17 protein-coding genes are annotated in these 17,858 nt (G+C 68.8%); 14 read left to right on the forward strand and 3 right to left on the reverse strand.

The genetic code is table 11. The annotated features are described in order from the left end of the window. Window positions 1-100 precede the first annotated feature (100 nt). Genes ABU113_RS11210 through ABU113_RS11220 form a run of 3 tightly spaced genes read right to left on the reverse strand, consistent with a single transcriptional unit; the run spans window position 101 to window position 2,354 of the window. The gene (locus tag ABU113_RS11210; RefSeq protein ID WP_454559602.1) at window positions 101-1,468 is read right to left on the reverse strand and encodes a DNA polymerase IV; all 1,368 of its coding nucleotides are present in this window, start codon (window positions 1,466-1,468) and stop codon (window positions 101-103) included. Next, window positions 1,465-2,070: an HAD family hydrolase gene (locus ABU113_RS11215; RefSeq protein ID WP_454559603.1), complete on the reverse strand. Its 606-nt coding sequence runs from the start codon at window positions 2,068-2,070 to the stop codon at window positions 1,465-1,467. The genes ABU113_RS11210 and ABU113_RS11215 overlap by 4 nt, the downstream gene beginning before the upstream one ends. Then, window positions 2,067-2,354: a DUF3572 family protein gene (locus ABU113_RS11220; RefSeq protein WP_454559604.1), complete on the reverse strand. Its 288-nt coding sequence runs from the start codon at window positions 2,352-2,354 to the stop codon at window positions 2,067-2,069. The genes ABU113_RS11215 and ABU113_RS11220 overlap by 4 nt, the downstream gene beginning before the upstream one ends. Window positions 2,355-2,461: 107 nt before the next feature. Here ABU113_RS11220 and ABU113_RS11225 point away from each other — a divergent pair, with 107 nt between their 5' ends. The 14 genes from ABU113_RS11225 to ABU113_RS11290 all read left to right on the forward strand — a co-directional run bounded on the left by ABU113_RS11225 (window position 2,462) and on the right by ABU113_RS11290 (window position 17,858). Next, window positions 2,462-2,824 carry a response regulator gene (locus tag ABU113_RS11225; protein WP_454559605.1) on the forward strand — a complete coding sequence of 121 codons (363 nt, stop codon included), beginning with the start codon at window positions 2,462-2,464 and terminating at the stop codon, window positions 2,822-2,824. A gap of 15 nt (window positions 2,825-2,839) precedes the next feature. Beyond that, a complete protein-coding gene (locus ABU113_RS11230; protein WP_454559606.1) occupies window positions 2,840-4,222 on the forward strand; it encodes a PleD family two-component system response regulator in 1,383 nt (460 codons plus the stop codon). 135 nt (window positions 4,223-4,357) lie between these two features. Continuing rightward, window positions 4,358-5,164, forward strand: a complete 807-nt coding sequence (locus ABU113_RS11235) for a carbonic anhydrase (RefSeq protein ID WP_454559607.1) — start codon at window positions 4,358-4,360, stop codon at window positions 5,162-5,164. Beyond that, complete coding sequence (locus ABU113_RS11240; RefSeq protein WP_454559608.1) at window positions 5,161-5,955, forward strand: hypothetical protein; 795 nt, start codon at window positions 5,161-5,163, stop codon at window positions 5,953-5,955. The genes ABU113_RS11235 and ABU113_RS11240 overlap by 4 nt, the downstream gene beginning before the upstream one ends. A 120-nt stretch (window positions 5,956-6,075) precedes the next feature. Beyond that, window positions 6,076-7,887 carry a M2 family metallopeptidase gene (locus ABU113_RS11245; protein ID WP_454559609.1) on the forward strand — a complete coding sequence of 604 codons (1,812 nt, stop codon included), beginning with the start codon at window positions 6,076-6,078 and terminating at the stop codon, window positions 7,885-7,887. 158 nt (window positions 7,888-8,045) lie between these two features. Further along, a complete protein-coding gene (locus ABU113_RS11250; protein ID WP_454559610.1) occupies window positions 8,046-8,918 on the forward strand; it encodes an HpcH/HpaI aldolase/citrate lyase family protein in 873 nt (290 codons plus the stop codon). Window positions 8,919-9,042: 124 nt separating this feature from the next. Further along, window positions 9,043-10,557, forward strand: coding sequence for an esterase-like activity of phytase family protein (locus ABU113_RS11255; protein ID WP_454559611.1), 1,515 nt, complete (start codon window positions 9,043-9,045; stop codon window positions 10,555-10,557). 167 nt (window positions 10,558-10,724) lie between these two features. Next, window positions 10,725-12,005 (forward strand): glycosyltransferase, encoded by a 1,281-nt coding sequence (locus tag ABU113_RS11260; RefSeq protein WP_454559612.1) that lies wholly within the window; start codon window positions 10,725-10,727, stop codon window positions 12,003-12,005. Window positions 12,006-12,039: 34 nt separating this feature from the next. Then, complete coding sequence (locus tag ABU113_RS11265; protein ID WP_454559613.1) at window positions 12,040-12,606, forward strand: PepSY domain-containing protein; 567 nt, start codon at window positions 12,040-12,042, stop codon at window positions 12,604-12,606. A gap of 18 nt (window positions 12,607-12,624) precedes the next feature. After that, window positions 12,625-13,302 (forward strand): winged helix-turn-helix domain-containing protein, encoded by a 678-nt coding sequence (locus ABU113_RS11270; protein WP_454559614.1) that lies wholly within the window; start codon window positions 12,625-12,627, stop codon window positions 13,300-13,302. A gap of 23 nt (window positions 13,303-13,325) precedes the next feature. Next, on the forward strand, window positions 13,326-14,723 hold the full coding sequence (locus ABU113_RS11275) for a sensor histidine kinase (RefSeq protein WP_454559615.1): 1,398 nt from the start codon (window positions 13,326-13,328) through the stop codon (window positions 14,721-14,723). Between the two features lie 178 nt (window positions 14,724-14,901). Continuing rightward, window positions 14,902-15,363 (forward strand): hypothetical protein, encoded by a 462-nt coding sequence (locus tag ABU113_RS11280; protein WP_188235848.1) that lies wholly within the window; start codon window positions 14,902-14,904, stop codon window positions 15,361-15,363. 57 nt (window positions 15,364-15,420) lie between these two features. Then, the gene (locus ABU113_RS11285) at window positions 15,421-16,689 is read left to right on the forward strand and encodes a TolC family protein (protein WP_027443720.1); all 1,269 of its coding nucleotides are present in this window, start codon (window positions 15,421-15,423) and stop codon (window positions 16,687-16,689) included. Further along, the gene (locus ABU113_RS11290; RefSeq protein WP_053555764.1) at window positions 16,686-17,858 is read left to right on the forward strand and encodes an efflux RND transporter periplasmic adaptor subunit; all 1,173 of its coding nucleotides are present in this window, start codon (window positions 16,686-16,688) and stop codon (window positions 17,856-17,858) included. The genes ABU113_RS11285 and ABU113_RS11290 overlap by 4 nt, the downstream gene beginning before the upstream one ends.

Below are 17,858 nucleotides of genomic sequence, written 5' to 3' on the forward strand. Positions count from 1 at the left end.
TTACACGCGACAATGGTTACAATTGAGTTTACTATGAATGGGTCCGGCCGCGAACCTCGAACAGCACAGGCGACGCGAAACAACATTGTCAGGCGGACCATCAGTCGCGCCGGCGGCCTGTCTCCGGTTCCCCCACGTCGTTCTCGGCGGATACCGCCCGCCCCGCGCGCGCCTTGAGGCCAAGACCGGCCTGACCGAGACCGGCCTGACCGAGACTGGCCTGACCGAACCTGGTCCGCACCCGGTCCATCGCCTGCTCCAGCTTCAGCCGCCGCTCCCCCGTCCCGGCGTCGAGATCCAGGCCCGGCAGATCCAGCCCCGCCGGCGCCTCGGCCTCGCCGATGGCGACACCGACGCCGATCAGCCGGAACCGCCGGCCATCCGCCTCCGCCGCCAGCAGCGGCAATGTCGCCTCCAGAATGTCGGCGGCGGTCTGGGTCGGCCGCTCCAGCTTGCGTGAGCGGGTGACGAGGCGGAAATCCGATGTCTTGAGTTTGAGTGTCGCGGTGACACCGTGCAACCCCTCCGCCCGCAGTTGCCGGCCAACCACGTCGGCGGCGGCGCGCAGATGGCGCGCCAGCTGGTCAGGGTCGGCGATGTCGCTGGCGAGGGTGGTCTCGCTCGACAGGCTCTTGCGCCGACTGTCCGGCGTGACGCGTCGCACGTCCTCCCCTCGCGCCAGCCGCCATAGCCGGGCACCATCCTCGCCCACCGCCCGCACCAGCCGGTCGAGCGGTGCCCGTTGCAGGTCGGCGATGGTCTTGAAGCCCAGCCGGCCGAGTCGGGCCTGGGTTGCCGGCCCCACGCCCCAGATGCGCCCCACCGGCAGTGGCGCCAGCACGGCAGCCGCCTCGGCGCGACCAATGACCGAGAAGCCACGCGGCTTGTCCATGTCGGAGGCCAATTTGGCGAGGAACTTGTTGTAACTCAGCCCCACCGACACGGTGATGCCCAGCTCGGCTTCCACCCGGCGCGCGAAACGGGCCAGCACCAGCGCCGGCGGCGCGCCGTGCAGCCGGCCGGTGCCGGTGAGATCAAGAAACGCCTCGTCGATGGACAGCGGCTCCACCAGCGGCGTCAGGGCGTCCATCAGGGCGCGCATCCGACGCGAGACGCCCTTGTACTTCTCCATGTCCGGCGGCAGCACCACCGCTTGTGGACACAACGCCAGTGCCTTGAACATCGGCATCGCCGACTTCACGCCATGCAGCCGCGCCAGATAGCAGGCGGTGGAGACGACGCCGCGCCGGCCACCGCCAATGATCAGCGGCTGGTCGCGCAGGGCCGGATTGTCGCGCTTCTCGATGGCCGCATAGAAGGCGTCGCAGTCGACATGGGCGATCGCCAGGTCGTTCAGTTCGGCATGGCGCAGCAGCCGCGGCCCGCCGCAGGCCGCGCACACGGCACCCGCGCCGGCCGCCGTCAGGCAGTCGCGGCAGAAGCCCGGCGGGCTTCCGCCCGTCGTCACAGGGCCAGCGCGCGCTGGATGTAGGGCAACGCCTCCGACCAGTCATCGATGCGGGCGTGCGCGTCGGGCGCCGCCGGAATCAGTGAACGCAGACGGGGATCGGCGACGAAGTGCAGCCGATGCACATGCGGTGCGGTCTGCGCCACCGATGTATGGTGGGGTGGCAGGTCGTCGACGAACAGCACCGGCCCCCGCCGGGTCGCCGCCAGCCCCCTGACCGCCTCGCCCTTCGGCCCCTGGTTGGCCAGCACCGGGTAAGGCATGCCCAGCGAGGCCAGCGCCGCCTGCCGGCGCTGGCGGTGCGCTTCCTCGACATTGGTCAGGACCACCACGTCCGCCACCTCGGCGATGGCCGCCAGCGCGCCGGCCGCGCCCGGCACCGCCGGTGCGGTCTCCAGACTGGAGTCGAAATAGTCGCTGATCAGCCGGGCGACGGTCGGCCTGTCCGCCACCGCGCCGCTGGTGCGATGGCGGATGTTGCCGGTCAGCGCGAAAGACTCCAGGTGCAGATCATAGTCATGGCCATTCAGAAAGCGCGCCAGTGGCTCGATGAAAGCGACCAGCACTTCGTCGGCATCGCAGATCAGCAAAGGCCGTTTCATGCGCTTTCCTCTCCTCGCAGTACGCGCGCCGCATCGGCGACCGCCGCGGGCTCAACGCCAAGGCGCCCGGTCACCGCCAGCAGAGTGGGCTCGTGGCCCAGCAGAAAGTCAAGCGTCGCGGCCAGGGTGGCCGGTGTCCCGAGGCTGGCGCGCAGGCCGTCGATATCGAGGCCGGTCAGCGCCAGAAAGCGGGGCCCGAGGGCTGAATCTCCAGCGATTTCCGCGATACAGCGCAACGCCAGGACTTCCGCCTGCTCGCGAGATGGTTTAAAGCGGTTAACCATAATCAGTTAAAATCCGTTAACATGTGAGCCATCAAACTCTGACAAGTACTGTAGGCGTCAGATAGTGCGCCATTTTCCCATTCATTGTCGCGACCGGAGGGGATTTCGTGTCGAAGACCGTGCTGGTCGTTGAGGACAACGACCTTAACATGAAGCTTTTTTGCGACCTCCTTGAGGCGCACCATTATGGCACGATTCGCACTCGTGATGGCATGGCCGTGCTCGATCTGGCCCGCACCCACCGTCCCGATCTTATCCTGATGGATATCCAGCTGCCCGAGGTTTCCGGCCTCGAAGTGACCCGTTGGCTCAAGGAAGACAGGGAGTTACGCGAGATTCCAGTGATCGCCGTCACGGCCTTCGCCATGAAGGGTGATGAAGAGAGGATTCGCGAAGGCGGCTGTGAAGCGTATATTGCCAAGCCGATCTCGGTACAGCGATTTATCGAGACGGTCCGGCAATTCGCCTGAGGGGGGCGCCACGTCATGTCCGCGCGGGTTCTGGTGGTGGACGATGTCCTGCCCAACCTGAAGCTCCTGGAGCGCAAGCTGACGGACGAGTATTTCGACGTCCTGCTGGCGCTATCCGGCACCGAGGCCATCGAGCTTGCCCGCCGCGAGCAGCCCGACCTCATTCTCCTGGACGTGATGATGCCGGAGATGGACGGCTTCGAGGCCTGCCGGCTGCTGAAGGCCGACCCCCGCACCCTCCACATTCCCGTCGTCATGGTGACCGCGCTCGACAACGCCCATGACCGGGTTCGCGGCCTGGAGGCCGGCGCCGACGATTTCCTGGTCAAGCCAGTGCGCGACATCGAGCTCTATGCCCGGGTGCGGTCGCTGGTCCGCCTCAAGACCGTGCTCGACGAGCTGCGCAGCCGCGCGCTGACCGGTCTGGAACTGGGCCTGACCACCGAGCCGGACCCCGAGCGGGCCGCCCCCGCCACCATAGCGCTGTTCGGCGAGCCCGGCGGCGTGCTCGACAGCCTGGCGGCCGATCTCGACGGCTTCGGCAGCACGATCAGCAAGTCCCTGACCGAAGCAGTCGCCCACGCCAACCGGCTGCGCTCGCTCGACTGCGACCTGGTGATGGTGGACCTCACTGCCCAGGCGACCGACGGCCTGCGCCTGGTGTCCCGCATCCGGTCGTTCGCCGAAACACGCTTCCTGCCCGTCCTGACGGTCGTGGACGGCACCGATCTCGGTCCGGTGGTGAAAGGCTTCGAGCTGGGCGCCAGTGACTGCGTCAAACTGCCGATCGACAGCCCGGAACTTCAGGCGCGGCTGCGCACGCTGATCAAGCGCAAGCGGCTGGCCGACCGCCTGCGCGAGACCGTGCACATCTCGATGCAGCTGGCTGTCACCGACAGTGTGACCGGCCTCTACAATCGCCACTACATGACGTCGCACATGACGACACTGGTTCGGCGCGCCCGACAGACAGACCGGCCACTGACACTTGCCATTCTCGACATCGACCACTTCAAGGCGGTCAACGACAGGTTCGGCCACGCCACCGGCGACATCGTGCTGCACGAGGTGGCCCAGCGCATCTCGCTGAATATCCGGGGCGTTGACCTCGCGGCCCGCTACGGCGGCGAGGAGTTCGTCGTGCTGATGCCCGACACCGGCCTGGAAACCGCCCGAGGCATCGTCGACCGGCTGCGCTGCGTCGTCGAGCGCACCCCGTTCGCCGCCGCCGATGGCACGCCCATCCCGGTCACCGTCAGCATCGGGCTGGCCGAACTGACCGTGACCGACGCCGACGGCCACGCGGTGCTGGCCCGCGCCGACCGCGCGCTCTACCGGGCCAAGGGCAACGGCCGCAACCGCATCGTCGTCTGTCCGTTGCACGAGCAGGCCGCCTGAACGCGGCGCGACGACCGCCCCCTGCGCCACTGCTTCTTGCCGCCCCCCGTCCGGTACTGTCTTGACCATTCGTCAACCATGTTGTGGCGAAATGGCGCCATCGAGACCGCAACGCCACCATGGGAAGGACCGCCGATGTCCCAACCTGCATCCCCGGCCAGCCGCCGGCGCTTCCTCACCCTGGCACTCGCCTGCCCGGCCTGCGCCGTCGCCGCCCGCGTGGGCATTGCCGCCGAACACGCCGCGCCCAAGGGCGGCCATGACGCACCCCACTGGTCCTACGAAGGCCCCACCGGCCCCGCCCAGTGGGGCAAGCTGGCGCCTGGCGACGCCCTGTGTGGCATCGGCCGTGAACAGTCACCCGTCAACCTGACCGAGGCCATCCCCGCCGCCACGCCGGATCTCGCGACCCGCTGGGCGCCGGCCACGGCCGAGATCATCCACAATGGCCACACCATCCAGGTCAACTGGCCGGCCGGCAGCGAGGCGGTGATCGATCGCCAGCCGCACCAGCTGCTGCAGTTCCATTTCCATCACCCCAGCGAGCATGTGATCGACGGCCGCAGCTTTCCGCTGGAAGTGCATTTCGTGCATCGCAACGCCAGCGGCGGCCTCGCCGTCGTCGGCCTGTTCTTCACCCCCGGCCCCGCCAACCCGACGCTGGAGGCCATCTGGTCGGCGATGCCGACCCAGGCCGGCGACAAGACGCGCCTGGCGGCACCGCTGGACATCGCCAGCTTCCTGCCCGGCGATCCCACCAGCTACCGCTATGCCGGATCGCTGACGACGCCGCCGTGCAGCGAAGTGGTGTCGTGGGTGGTGCTGCGCCAGCCCGTCAGCGCCTCGCCGGCGCAGATCGAGCGCTTCGCGGCGCTGTTTCCGATGAACGCCCGGCCGGTGCAACCGCTCAACCGGCGCAAGCTGCTGCTCGACCTGCTGTGATCGCGCCACGCCCCGTTGCCAACCTGACAGTCGCGCTGATCGCCGCGCTGGCCGCATCGCCGGCCGTCGGCGCCGCGCCGCTGGAAGGCACCTGGCGGGTGGTCGCCGCAGTGCCGGTTTCGGGCACCAGCCCGGCCGCCGATGCGCTGGCCGGCATGACGCTGGTGGTCGATGCCGCCAGCGTTCGCGACCCCTTCGGCCGCCGCTGCGGCGGGCCGCAGCAACTGACCCGGATGCGCGGCCTGGGCGAAACGCTGGGCCTGCGGGCGGTGCCCGCCGGGATCGACCTCAACCCGATGGCGGCGGTGGAGGTGGTGCGCATCGTCTGCGACGGGCAGATCCTGCTGGATGCCGCCCGAATCGGCGGCGGCGACGGCCTGGTCATCCGCGGCGAGCAGGTGCTGCTGTTCCTCAGACCAGAAGCCGCGCCACCGGTGCGCGAGACCGCCCTGCCTGCCCCGACGGCGACCCATGACGCCGCCCATCCGCCGGCCCACGACGCCCCCGGCGACGCCGGTCCGAGGTTGCGCCTGCATCTGGCCTCCTACGCCCTAGCCGACAACGCCGCCACCTACTGGCGGACGCTGACGGCACGGGTGCCGGCGCTGGCGGCGCTGTCGCCGGAAACCGCGCCCACCAACATCCCCGGCAAGGGCCGGATGCTGCGGCTCTATGCCGTCGGCGACGCTGCCACGGCGCGGACAGCCTGCGCCGCGATCCAGGCGGCCGGCGCCTATTGCCAGCCCATGCCCGCCAGCGGCAACGCCGTCCCCGGACATTCCGCGCAATAATCTGTCCCGATACCCGTTGACCTGCCCGCCAAAAGCGGCTTTTCTGCCGCTCTGTCGGGGCCGGCGCGCCTGCGCCGCCGCCCGCTTCCGCAACTTTCAATCCCCGGGGGGACTGTCTTGATGTTGAAGACCACCACCGCCATGGCCCTGGCGCTTGGATTAGCCGTGGCTGCGACCCAGCCGGCGCGCGCCGCCGACGCGCCCACCGCCGCCGACGCGGCGGCCTTCGTTGCCAGCGCCGAGCAGCAACTGGCGGCCTTGAGTGAATATGCCAGCCGCGTGGCGTGGGTGAACGCCACCTATATCACGGAAGACACCGACTGGCTGTCGGCGCGCGCCGGCACGGAATACACCGAACTGGGCGTCAAGCTCGCCAAGGAAGCCGCCCGTTTCGATGCCGTGCAGGTGGCGCCCGAGCTGCGCCGCAAGCTCACCATGCTGAAGCTCGGCCTGGTGCTGCCGGCGCCCTCGACGCCCGGCGCGGCACTCGAACTCAACGACATCGCCACCCGCCTGCAATCGACCTACGGCAAGGGCCGGGGCACGCTCGATGGCCAGCCGGTGGCCGGTGTCGACATCGAGGAGAAGATGGGCACCGAGCGCGACCCGGCGAAGCTGAAGGAGATGTGGGTCTCCTGGCACGATAATGTCGGCAAGCCGATGCGCCAGGACTATGCCCGCATGGTCGAGATCGCCAACCAGGGCGCGCGCGAGCTGGGCTTCAAGGATGTCGGCGCCATGTGGCGCGCCGGCTATGACATGCCGGCGGACGATTTCGCCAGGCTCACCGATGACCTGTGGGGTCAGGTGAAGCCGCTGTACGACCAGCTGCACTGCTACACCCGCGCCAAGCTCAACGAAAAATACGGCGATGCCGTCCAGCCCGCGAGCGGGCCGATCCGCGCTGACCTGCTGGGCAACATGTGGGCGCAGGAGTGGGGCAACATCTACGACGTCGTGGCCCCCAAGGGCGCCGACAAGGGCTATGACCTCACTGAACTGCTGGTCGCCAAGGGCTACACGCCGGAGCAGGTCATCAAGACCGGCGAGGCCTTCTTCACCTCGCTGGGGCTGGAGCCGCTGCCGCAGACCTTCTGGGACCGCTCGATGATCACCAAGCCGCGTGACCGCGAGGTGGTCTGTCACGCCAGCGCCTGGAACCTCGACAACAAGGATGACATCCGCGTCAAGATGTGCACCAAGGTCAACGGCGACGATTTCGTCACCGCTCACCACGAGCTTGGCCACAACTTCTACCAGCGCGCCTACAACAAGCAGGATTTCCTTTATCTCAATGGCGCCAACGATGGCTTCCATGAGGCGATCGGCGATTTCGTCGCGCTCAGCGTGACGCCGGACTACCTGGTCAAGCTGAACCTGCTCGACAAGGCGAAGGTGCCGCCCGCCAGCGCCGACATCGGCCTGCTGATGGCCCAGGCGCTCGACAAGGTGGCGTTCCTGCCGTTCGGCCTGCTGATCGACAAGTGGCGCTGGCAGGTGTTCTCCGGCGAGATCAAGCCCGAGGCCTACAACGCCGGCTGGTGGAAGCTGCGCACCCAGTATCAGGGCATCGTGCCACCGGAAGCGCGCGACGAGACCGATTTCGACGCCGGCGCCAAGTACCATATTCCCGGCAACACGCCCTATACCCGCTACTTCCTGGCGCGCATCCTGCAGTTCCAGTTCCACCAGGCCGCCTGCAAGCAGGCCGGCTGGAAGGGGCCGCTGCACCGCTGCTCGATCTACGACAACAAGGAAGTCGGCAAGAAGCTCAACGCCATGCTGGAAATGGGCGCCTCCAAGCCGTGGCCGGAAGCGCTGCAGGCCTTCACCGGCTCGCCCAGGATGGACGCCAGGGCGATGGTCGCCTACTTCCAGCCACTGATGAGCTACCTGCAGAAGGAAAACAAAGGCCGTCAGTGCGGCTGGTAACCCCAGACCAATCACGACGATCGTGGCAAAGGCCGGGCTTGATGCCCGGCCTTTGTGTTTTGCGCCCGGCGACGTTTGGCCCATGTCATTGCCGCCGGCGGCAACCGGGCGTATGAGCGCAGCGTGCCCTGCAATGCCGTCGACCGAGGAGATGCCGCATGTCCGCCACCTATCGTCCCCGCCGCAGCGCGCTTTACATGCCCGCCTCGAACGCCCGCGCGCTGGAGAAGGCCCGGAGTCTCGCCTGCGACGTGGTGATCCTCGACCTTGAGGACGCCGTGGCCCCGGACGCCAAGGAGACCGCCCGCTCCGCCGCCGCGAAAGCCGTTTGGGACGGCGGTTACGGCAACCGCGAGCTGGTGATCCGGGTCAACCGGCTCGATACGCCGTGGGGGATCGATGACGTCCACGCCGCGGCGGCCGCCGGCCCGGCAGCCATTCTGCTGCCCAAGGTCGAGGGCCCGGCGGAAGTGGAACATCTGGCGCTGGAGATGGACAAGGCCGGCGCCCGCCCCGACGTGCGCATCTGGTGCATGATCGAGACCCCGCGCGGCTTCCTGCGCATCGAGGACATCGCCTTCGCCCACAACCGGCTGGGCTGCCTGGTCATGGGCTTTGCCGATCTGGTGAAGGATCTGCGCGCCGAGGACACCCCGGACCGGGCGCCGCTGGCCTATGCCATGAGCCGGGCGGTGATGACGGCGCGCGCCGCCGGCCTCGACATCCTCGACGGCATGTACCCGGACTTCCGCGACATCGCCGGCCTGGAAGCCCAGGCGGTGCAGGCCCGCCAGTTCGGCTTCGATGGCAAGACGCTGATCCACCCCGGCCAGATCGACACCGTCAACGCAGTGTTCGCGCCCTCGGCCGAGGCGGTGGCGCACGCCCGCGCCGTGGTGGCGGCGTTCACCGCCGCGCGCGCCGCCGGCAAGGGGGTGGCGACGCTGGACGGGGTGATGGTCGAGTCGCTGCACGCCGAGGTCGCCCAGCGCCTGGTGGACATCGCCGACGCCATCGCCGCGCGTGGCTAAGTCATTAGGTTAACACTGTCTTTACCCAGTCACGCCAGCGTAACGCCGGCGTCATGCTGGCCCGCTAGTCGCCCCTCAACAAGACGCCACACAGGCGCTGTTCAATTCATTGAGGGGCAACATCATGACGAAATTCCTGGCCGGGCTGGCGCTCGGCACCAGCCTGCTTGCATCGCTGACCGCCCAGGCCGCGCCGACGCTGGTCAACGCCTTGTCGATCCCGATGGGCACCGACCTGTCGGGCGAGCCCTCCGAAGGCGCGCAGAATCGCCTCGGCGGCATCTTCTCCGACCTCTACTACGACCGCCATACCGGCTACTATTACGCGCTCGGTGATCGCGGCCCCGGCGGCGGCGTGCTGCCCTATGCGCCGCGCATCAACAAGTTCGCGCTGACCGTCGACCCGGTGACGGGCGCGGCCTCCAACTTCGTGCTGGTGGACACCATTGTCTTCAAGCAGGCCGACGGCAGCAGCTTCACCGGCCTCAACCCGTCGCTCGACCCCAACAACGGCAGCAAGAGCGTGCTCGGTGGCTCGTTCGACCCCGAGGGTCTGACGATGACCAAGAACGGCCACTTCCTCGTCGCCGACGAATATGGTCCGTCGATCAAGGAATTCGACGCCAGCGGCAAACTGGTCCGCGCCTTCACCACGCCGGAAAATCTGCTGCCAAAGCAGGGCGCGACCCTGAACTACGTTGACGGGCGCGGCACCATCACCACCGGCCGGCAGGACAATCGTGGCTTCGAGGGCCTGACCATCACGCCGGATGGCAAATACGCCCTCGCCGTAATGCAGGATCCGCTGGTCAACGAAGGCACCGACAACGGCGCCATCGACGGTCGCCGCAGCCGCAACGTGCGCATCGTCAAGTTCGACGTCGCCACTGGCGAGGCGGTCGGGCAGTATATCTACCAGCTCGACGCCCGCGCCGACATCAACGCCAACGTGCCGGGCCACACCTTCGGCGGCAGCGCCCAGGGCCGCAACATCGGCCTGAGCGCGATCATCGCCATCAACGACCAAGAGTTCCTGGTCATCGAGCGCGACAACCGCGGGCTGGGCGTCGAGAACCCCGACCTCACCGATGGCAACGACGCCGATTTCGTCGGCATCAAGCGCATCTACAAGATCGACATCACCGGCGCGACCGACGTCTCCGGGATCGACCTCACCAACACCAACAGCCTGCCGGGCGGCGTCTCGCCAGTGTCGAAGACGCTGTTCCTCGACCTCGCGGCGGCGCTCAACGCCGCCGGCCTGCCGATCACCGAGAAGATGGAAGGCATCACTTTCGGTGAATTCCTCAACGACGGTTCGCTGTCGTTCCTGATGGGCATCGACAATGACTTCTCGGTCACCCAGACCGGCAGCGGCACCCAGTATGACGTCTGCGCCGGCCCGACCTTCGCCGGCGCCACCGACGAGTTCAGCAACACCATCCCGCTGGGCAGCACCTGCCCGGACGGCACGGCGCTGATCGACAACTGGCTCTACGCCTTCACCCTCAGCGCCCAGGACGTGGCCGGGCTCAACTTCGTGCCCCAGGCGCGCGTGCCGGTGCCGGCTGCCGCCCTGCTGTTTGGCGCCGGCCTGGCCGGCGTCGCGGCGCTGCGCCGGACCCGCCGGGCGCGCTGAACTCCGACTGATATCTGACTGAACTGGCAGGCCCGGGACGCACGTCCCGGGCCTTTTTCGCGTCCGTCCGATGCCAATCGCTTCATGGGCGATTTTACATGAACGCCCCATGAGGCGCCCATTGACGCCCCTTAAGCCGGGCGACGTTCCCAATCCGCGAGGACGTCGTGACCCTGCAACTGCTCACCCCGCTACTGCCATCGCCCCCGCGGGCGACCCCCTCCCGACCGCCGGTGCGCCAGCAGCCCTTCCTGCCGGCGTTGCCGGTCCGCGACGCCCTGCCCGACCGACCGGACGTCGCCTTCCTGGTGTTCGACCTGCGCGGCTCCGGCGTGGTGCGCAACCTGTGCCATCTGGTCAACGCCACGGTGGAGGCCGGCTGGCGTGTCTGCCTGGTGATGGTGCGCGATGGCGGCGAGCTGGCCGGTCAGCCGCTCGACCCGCAGGTGGAACGCCACATCCTGCTGCCCGGGCACGCGCTGCCCCAGCGCGCACTGGCCATTGCCCAGGCGGTGCCGGCGATGCGCCGCTGGCTGGCGAACCATCACCCCCGCGTGCTGTTTTCCGCTGGCAGCCATATTCACCCGCTGGCCGCCGCCGCCGTGGTAGGCCAGGCCGCCCGGCCGCGCGTCATCATGCGGCTGTCCAATGACTTCCGCCACGAACGCCCTCGCGGCGTCGGCCGCATGCTCAGTCGGCTGCGCGCCCCGCTGATGCGCGGCCTGATGCGGAGGGTCGCCTCGCAAGCCGACGATCTGGTCTGCGTCGCCCGGGAACTCGCCGACCGGGCATCCCGCGAACTCGCACCGGTGAACGCGCGGCTGCACGCCATTCCCAACGGTGTCGACATCGCCGGTGTCAGCGCCGCGGGCCGCGCGGCTGTCAGCGACCCCTGGTTCAGCGAGGGTACAACGCCGGTCGTCCTTGGCATCGGCCGGCTGGTGGCGCAGAAGAATTTCGCCATGCTGCTGCGTGCGTTCGCACTGGCGCGCGCCCGGCGGCCGCTGCGACTGGCGATCCTCGGCACCGGCGGCCAGCAGGCGACGCTGCAACGGCTGGCAATCCAGCTGGGCATCGCCGATGACGTCCGGCTGATGGGGTTCGACGCCAATCCCTATCGCTACCTCGCCCGCGCCAGTCTGCTGGTGCAGACGTCATTGTGGGAAGGCATGCCCAACGTCCTGCTGGAAGCGTTCGCCGCCGGCTGCCCGGTGGTCGCCACCCGCTGCCCCACCGGCGTCGTCGAACTGGTGGAGACGCCGGACGGGCCACTGGCACCGCTGGTGGCCCTCGACGACGTGCCCGGACTGGCCCAGGCCATGCTCGACCGGCTCGACGCGTCCCGCGACAGCGACCGGCTGATCGCGCGCGCGCGCCAGTTCGAACGGTCGCACATGCTGCACCGCTACGTCGACCTCATCGAGGCCAGTCTGGCGACGGCCCCCTGATCCCCGATCTCTCCCACCAACCACGAGGAAACCCATGAACACTCCCCGCACCTTTTTCGCAGCCCCCGCCATCATTACCGGGTTGCTGGTCACCGCCCTGCCCGCCACCGGTTCGGCCGCGCCAACCGCGAGCGACACTCCGGCGCCGGTGACGCTGCGCCTGGTCGAGCCCGTCGGCCTGCGTCAGGCCGTCCGCGTCGCCGAGGAGGCCGTACAGGGACGCGCCCTGGAAGCCGAGCTGGACACCCTGCGCGGGCGCCCGGTCTATGAGGTCGACGTGCTGCGCGGCCGCTCGGTGCATCGCGCCGTCATCGACGCGCAGTCCGGCACGCTGATCTCGCGCGATCGCCAGGTCGTCGACAGCCTGTACCTGCGCGTCTTCCGGTCCGACCGGCTTGGTGCCGCCCGCACCGCCGAACGGCCGCTGGTCGACCTGATCGCGGCGGTGGAAACACAGACCCGCGGCAAGGTGCAGGAGGTCAGCCTTGATGAGATGGACGGCCGCCTCTATCTGGAAATGGATGTCGCCATCGAGGGCCGGCGCCAGGAAATCACCGTCGATCCGCGCTCGGGGACGATGATTCTCGGCGCGCTGGACTGACACGCGGAACGGGACGAAATGCGCCTGCTGGTCATTGAGGACGACGCCCGGGTCGGCGCTCACGTCACGCGGGGCCTGCGTGATGCCGGCCACACGGTGGATCTGATCGCCGACGGCCGGGAGGGACTGTTTCATGCGGCCGCCGGCGGCTACGACGTCATCGTGCTCGACCGCATGCTGCCCCATGTCGATGGCATGGCCATCCTGTCCGCCCTGCGCACGGGCGGCGACCCGACCCCGGTCCTGCTGCTCAGCGCGCTGGGCACGGTCGAGGACCGGGTCGCCGGTCTGCGGGCTGGCGCCAACGATTATCTCACCAAGCCGTTCGCGCTCATCGAACTGGTCGCCCGGGTCGACGCGCTGGGGCGGCGTCCGGCGCCCGCCAGCGAGGCCATGGTGCTGGAAGTCGCCGATCTGCGGTTCGATCTGCGCGGCCGGACCGTCGAGCGGGCCGGCCGGCGCATTGAGCTCAGCCCGCGTGAGCAGCGTCTGCTGGAATATATGCTGCGCCACCAGGGCCATGTGCTGACGCGCGGCATGATCCTGGAGGCGGTATGGGATTACCGCTTCGACCCGCAGACCAACATCGTCGACCAGCACATCAGCAACCTGCGCCAGAAAATCGACAAGGGCTTCACGCCGGCACTGATCCACACCGTGCGTGGCGCCGGCTACACCTTGCGGGTGGAGAGCTGACGCATGGCAGCGGGAGCCACCCGATGACGCCGCGTCTTGCCACCCTCTGGCACAGCTTCACCTTCCGCCTGACACTGGCCTTCATGGTGTTCTTCTGCGTGTCGGTGGCGGTGCTGCTGGCCATCGGCTACTGGGCCACCATTCACCGGCCGCTGGAGCAGGTCGAAGCATCGATCGAGCAGGACGCGCGCCGGTTCGCCGCCCTGTACGGCGATGGCTCCGACACAACGGCACTGGTGGCGGCGCTCCGGCGCGAGGTCAACCGGACCGCCGGCCGGCAATTCTACCATATGCTGGTGGATTCCCGTCAGAACGTCCTGTCCGGCAATATTCCGGTCTACCCCGGCGAGCTGGGCAATGGCCCGTGGCTGCGCATCGAATTTGAACTCAATGATGGCGACATCGACAGCGAGCACGAGGCGTTCCTGCGGGTGGTACCCTTCGTCGACGGCGGCCGGCTGCTGGTGGGCCGCGACACCGAGGACATCGATGAGCGGGAGGAGCTGATCACCCAGGTACTCGGCGGCGCCGCCACCCTCGCCGCCATGCTGGGGCTTGGCGGGGGCCTGCTGCTCAGCCTCGGTGTCGGCCGCCGCATCGACGCCATCAACCGCGCCGCCCAACGGGTGCTGGTGGGCAAGATGGCCGAGCGCGTGCCGGTACGCGGTACTGGCGACGATTTCGATCGGCTGTCGATGACGCTCAACGCCATGCTGGACCGCATCCAGGCGCTCATCGCCTCGATCTCCCGTGTCTCCGACAACATCGCCCACGAACTGCGCACGCCGCTCACCCACTTGCGCGGCGACCTGGAATTGCTGGAGGTGGCCGCCAGCCGCACCGGCGACGATCTGCTGACCACCACCGCCACCCGGGCGCGCGACGATGCCGACCGGCTGCAGCGGATTTTCGACGCCCTGCTGCGCATCGCCCGCATCGAGGTCGGCCGCGACACGCCGGTGCGCGAGGCGCTCGACCTGTCGACGCTGCTGCACGAGGCGGTGGAGCTTTACGCGCCGGTGGCCGAGCAGCGCCGGATCGCGGTGACGGTGGCCGCGCCGCCCGTCGCGCCGATGCGCGGCGACCGTCACCTGCTGTTCCAGGCGATCTGCAACCTGCTCGACAATGCGCTGAAATACACGCCCGAGGGCGGTGCGGTCACCGTGTCGCTGGGCATCGACGCCGGCACCATGCGTCTTGATGTGCGTGACACCGGCCCCGGCGTGCCGGCGGAACATCGCGCCCGCCTGGGCGAACGCTTTTTCCGTGCCGACCCGGCCTCGGGGGCGGATGGCCACGGCCTGGGGCTGGCCCTGGTGCGTGCCATTGCCCGCCACCACCAGGGCTCACTGGAGTTCCCCGCCGTGGCGCAGGGCTTCATCGCCCGGCTCAGCCTGCCCGGTGAGCCGCCCGCCCGGTGACCCGACGGCAAGCGGGAGTCTCGGGCAACCGGGGCGATTCGCCGGTGACCGGCGACAGGCGAGGAATATGGGGGAAAGACTGGCGCCCCACGCTGGATAAACATAACGAATATGTGTCGCCGGTCATACTACCCTAGCACCGTCTAAACGTGCTCACGGCCGCTCGGCACTGCCGAGAATGGCCGCAAGCGCTACTCCAAAGGAACTGCCAGAACACACCAAGCCCAACCCGTGCGCGATCACGGCCGACGATGCAACGGTTCTCAAGGCGGCGCTGCTGTGCTACGAGATGCGAATGGCTCGTATTTTGGCTGCGATCTTGATGTGCCTTGTCGCGCTGTCGGTGACGGCGGGCACGATCGCGCATGCCGCGGAGCCAGTTGTTGTTGTCTGCGTCGACTCGGACATTGCATCAGACCCGGCCCATGACAGCGGCGGCAGCGAGCAGGTCCCTTCCGACGATAACAAGGCCACGCCGCACCAGCATGGCGGATGTCACGGGCATCATCAGGTCGCCCCGCCGGTTGACGACGGGGTCGGCGCCAGTTTGTCGCTGTCGGCGTCGCCGCCCTCCATCGGCAACGCCAGAGACCTCGTGTCGGCTGGCACAGACCCAGCACTCCGCCCTCCAAGAGCCTGACGACTCCAACCTAGCCCCGTCTGCGGGGCTTTCCGGAATCGTCAGGAGTCTTCGATCATGCACCGATTGCTCGCGGCCGTGTTGGCCGCGATGGCTTGCGCGAGCGTCGCGCAGGCCCAAGAGCCGCCGCCAGCGGAAGCTGGCCAATCCTTCACACTAGACCAAGCGCTGGAATTGGCGGGCGCGGTCTCGCCGTCGCTGGAGGCCGCATCGGCCGACGTGCGGGCGGCAGAAGCCGGTCGCCGCGTGGCTGGTCTGCGCCCCAATCCAAGCGTCACCGTCGAAGCCGAAAATGTGGCCGGCTCCGGCCCCTATCGGGGCATCGACAGCGTGGAGGCGACGACTTCCCTCACGTTGCCGATCGAGCTTGGCGGCAAGCGATCGGCGCGGATCGCCGTCGCCAATGCGCGCAGTGATCGAGCGGCTATCCAGGCGGCGATCGCGCAGGCTGATCTCCGGCTGTCGGTCGTCCGCGCCTATGCCGAAGCCGCCGCCGCAGAGAGGCGGCTTGTAACGGCGCGCGATCAAGTGCGTATCGCGACGGAGGCGCTGCGCGCCGCGCAGGTTCGCGTCCAGGCGGGCCGAGCCTCGCCGATCGAGGTCCAGCGCGCCGACGTGGCTCGCGTCAATGCCGAGACGGCCCTTGCCCGCGAAGAACGCGCCGTCGAGGTTGCGCGCTACAGCCTCTCACGGATTGTCGGGCAACCGATCACAGGGCCGCTCGATGCGGGCTGGTTCGGCCAGGTGCCGGCAGGCTATGGGCCGCTCCGTCCGATCGAGAGCGCCGGCACATTGGCGCTCGCTGCGGCCGACGCCGACCTCGCCATAGCCGACGCAGGGGTTCGGCTCGCCCGTTCGCAGCGTGTGCCCGATCTAACTGTTGGCGCCGGCGCCCGTCGGTTCGAGCAGACCAACGACACGGCGGCGATCTTCAGCCTGTCGATCCCGCTCCCGCTGTTCAACAATGGGCGCGCGGCGCTGTCACAGGCTTCGGCCGAACGGCAGCGGGCAGAGGCGCAACGCCGGGTCACCGCGCTCGACGTCGATCAGGCCATCGCCCGCGCACAAGCGGACGCTGCCAATGCCGCGACCAGCGCCGCGACCGCGAGCGGTCCTGCGCTGGCGGCGGCCGAGGAAGCCGCCCGCATCGCCCGCATCGGCTACCGGGAAGGCAAGTTCGGCCAGCTCGACCTGCTCGACGCCGAACGCACGCTTGCCGAGACGCGCGCAGCCGCAATCGACGCGCTGCTCTCCTACCACATCGCCCAGGCGCAGCTCGAGCGGCTGACCGCACGCGCGCCGACTACCCAGGGGGAAAACCCATGAAGACCCGTTTTGCAGCGGTCCTGCCGCTCACCCTCGCCGCCGCCCTCGCTGTCGCGGGATGCTCCGGCGGCGACCCCGCGCCGGAGAACGCCGATGCCGGGAACACCGCGCAAGCCGGCAAGGAAGGCGGTCACGCGGAAGAAGAAGGCGAGATCGAGTTGACGCCGCAGCAGATACGCGCGGCAGGCATCGAGCTGGTCCGTGCGGTGCGCAGCGGTGGTGGCGCGCTCACGCTGCCGGCGACGATCGAAGGCGATCCGCAAGGCATGCAGGTGGTGTCGGCCGCGATCGGCGGGCGCGTGGTGTCGCTCACCCGCAATCTCGGTCAATCGGTCGGCCGGGGGCAAACGCTCGCGGTGATCGAAAGCCGTGAGGCGGCGTCGCTTAACGCCGAGATCGAGGCAGCACGCGCCAGGCTCGGACTTGCTGAATCCAATCTTCGCCGCGAACAGCGCCTGTTCAACGAGCGCGTCTCGCCCGAGCAGGATCTGATCGCCGCACGAACGGCGGCGACCGAGGCGCGGATCGCGTTGCGCCTCGCGCAGCAGCAGGTCGCCGCGGCCGGTGGCCAAGGCGGCGCGCTCAACCGCGTCAGCATTGCATCGCCGCTGTCCGGCCAGGTGGTCGCGCGCAGCGTGACGCTCGGCCAGACGGTCGCGGCCGACGCGGAGTTGTTCCGGGTCGCCGATCTTTCGCGCGTGGCGGTCACGCTCGCCCTCTCGCCGGCTGATGCCGGCAGGGTGCGGCCGGGATCGGACATCGAGGTCGTCGCGGGGGAACGCAGGTCGGTGGCGAGGGTCGATTTTGTCTCGCCGATCCTCGACGAGGCGACGCGGCTCGCGACGGTGATCGCGGTGATCGACAACCGCTTGGGCCAATGGCGGGTCGGCGAGCCGGTGACCGCGTCGATCCGGCTGGCCGGCGGCGATGCCGGCGCCGGTTCGGTGCTGGTCCCGCAAAGCGCGGTGCAGACCGTCGAAGGCCGACAGATGGTGTTCGTGCGCACCGAGCACGGCTTCCGGGCAACCCCGGTCACGCTCGGCGCGCCCAGCGGCGACAATGTGGCCGTGACCTCGGGCCTTCGCGGCGACGAACAGCTCGCCGGCGCCAACAGCTTCACCCTCAAGGCCGAACTCGGCAAGGGCGAAGCCGAGCATGGAGGCCATTGA

The sequence above is a fragment of the Parapedomonas caeni genome, assembly GCF_041060555.1.
Lineage (GTDB): Bacteria > Pseudomonadota > Alphaproteobacteria > Sphingomonadales > Sphingomonadaceae > CAUJIW01.

Coding starts and splice junctions, on each gene's coding strand:
- ABU113_RS11250 (WP_454559610.1), top strand. CDS start 8,046: ATGTCCGCCACCTATCGTCCCCGCCGCAGCGCGCTTTACATGCCCGCC.
- ABU113_RS11255 (WP_454559611.1), top strand. CDS start 9,043: ATGACGAAATTCCTGGCCGGGCTGGCGCTCGGCACCAGCCTGCTTGCA.
- ABU113_RS11285 (WP_027443720.1), top strand. CDS start 15,421: ATGCACCGATTGCTCGCGGCCGTGTTGGCCGCGATGGCTTGCGCGAGC.
- ABU113_RS11280 (WP_188235848.1), top strand. CDS start 14,902: ATGGCCGCAAGCGCTACTCCAAAGGAACTGCCAGAACACACCAAGCCC.
- ABU113_RS11215 (WP_454559603.1), bottom strand. CDS start 2,070: ATGAAACGGCCTTTGCTGATCTGCGATGCCGACGAAGTGCTGGTCGCT.
- ABU113_RS11235 (WP_454559607.1), top strand. CDS start 4,358: ATGTCCCAACCTGCATCCCCGGCCAGCCGCCGGCGCTTCCTCACCCTG.
- ABU113_RS11275 (WP_454559615.1), top strand. CDS start 13,326: ATGACGCCGCGTCTTGCCACCCTCTGGCACAGCTTCACCTTCCGCCTG.
- ABU113_RS11220 (WP_454559604.1), bottom strand. CDS start 2,354: ATGGTTAACCGCTTTAAACCATCTCGCGAGCAGGCGGAAGTCCTGGCG.
- ABU113_RS11230 (WP_454559606.1), top strand. CDS start 2,840: ATGTCCGCGCGGGTTCTGGTGGTGGACGATGTCCTGCCCAACCTGAAG.
- ABU113_RS11265 (WP_454559613.1), top strand. CDS start 12,040: ATGAACACTCCCCGCACCTTTTTCGCAGCCCCCGCCATCATTACCGGG.
- ABU113_RS11290 (WP_053555764.1), top strand. CDS start 16,686: ATGAAGACCCGTTTTGCAGCGGTCCTGCCGCTCACCCTCGCCGCCGCC.
- ABU113_RS11270 (WP_454559614.1), top strand. CDS start 12,625: ATGCGCCTGCTGGTCATTGAGGACGACGCCCGGGTCGGCGCTCACGTC.
- ABU113_RS11245 (WP_454559609.1), top strand. CDS start 6,076: ATGTTGAAGACCACCACCGCCATGGCCCTGGCGCTTGGATTAGCCGTG.